The sequence below is a fragment of the Paracraurococcus lichenis genome (genome assembly GCF_030657435.1).
Lineage (GTDB): Bacteria > Pseudomonadota > Alphaproteobacteria > Acetobacterales > Acetobacteraceae > Paracraurococcus > Paracraurococcus lichenis.
Genome location: NZ_JAUTWS010000306.1, coordinates 1 through 1,295 on the forward strand (window position 1 = coordinate 1; position 1,295 = coordinate 1,295).

Here is a 1,295-nt window from a genome sequence, read left to right on the forward strand (position 1 = left end):
GTCGTTTCCACCGAGAGCACCATCCCCGCCTCGAGTTCGCGCTCCGCGTCATGGGCCGCATAGGGAATGGGGCCATGCGCCGTCAGCCAAGGTGCTTCGTGCTGCACCAGACCCATGCCGTGCGCCAGGAATTCCAGGTGCCTGAACAGCGGCGACGCCGTCGCGGCATCCTCACCGGCGGATTGCACCTCTCCGCCCCGCACGCCGGCACGCACCTTGCCACGGGCCTTCTGCTGGATCGCGTCTACCGCGGCCAGCAGATCCTCCAGTTCGCTGTCCGGTTCGCCGACGATGCCCATGCGGCAGAGGTCGCCGATATACCCCCGATAACGGCCACCAGAGTCGAGCGAGAGGATATCGCCTGCCTGGACCGGTTGTGCCGAGGCGGCCCGGTTCAGACTGGCGCCGGCTGTGATCAGGCAGTATTCGAACGTCAGATCACGGTGCTCCTCCTCGTGCCGCAACTGAGCGACGAGCTCGGACTTGGTCTTCCCCGGCGCGCAGGCGGCGAAGGTGGCGAGCATGGACGCGACCACCCGTTCCGAGGCCTCGCGTAGCAATGCGAGTTCGGCTGGGCTCTTGCGCGCGCGCAGGCGCTCGAGCGCCTGGCTGACATCGAGGAGCGTGCAATTCTCCAATCCATCGCGCAGCACGGCAGCCGAGTCCGAGGGAAGGTAGGCGGGCTCGATGCCGACCCGGCGCAGCGGCACATCCAGACCGCGTAGATGCGCGACGGCATGTTCCATGGCGTCCGTGGTCGTACCCGACACCGTCCTTACGACCGGCGTCCAGAAACGTCCGAGCTGGTGCTCATGCTTTTCAAGCCGGTGCGCGATGTAGGCTGTCAGGTCAGGGCGGCCGCGGACATACACCATGACTGGCAGGTAGCGGCTGAGGCCTATGGCGTCACGGTGATCGAAGAACGGGAAGCTGTAGCCGCCGAGCATGTATTGCGCCGCCTGGCGCGAGGTCGTCACCACGGCATCCACATCCGCTGCCTCGAGGAGCGAGTCAAGGCGACCTGCGTCAAAGGGTGGGGTTCCTTGCACAACGCGCTCCTCTCCCGGGACTGGTGCAGCGGCAGAGTGGACTTGCATGGTCGCGGACATGGCGCGTCTCCCCTCGTGGCAGGATCCAGCGTGGCTATTGGGCGGCAGGGCGAGCCCGCACGCAAGGCCTGAACGGCCGAGCAGCCAGGATGCGACACCGGGCACCCCGGCGCGATCGCCTCACCCTGGACATGGCCGCTGTCGTGGACCGGATCACCGCCGGGCTACGGGCAGCGGCGGGAAGTC

Annotated in this window: 1 protein-coding gene; it reads right to left on the reverse strand. The window is 67.3% G+C overall.

Annotation, left to right across the window (positions count from 1 at the left end; translation table 11 throughout):
* Positions 1–977: M24 family metallopeptidase (locus Q7A36_RS39855; RefSeq protein ID WP_305109332.1), on the reverse strand; the 977-nt coding region annotated here is incomplete at its 3' end.
* Positions 978–1,295 lie beyond the last annotated feature (318 nt).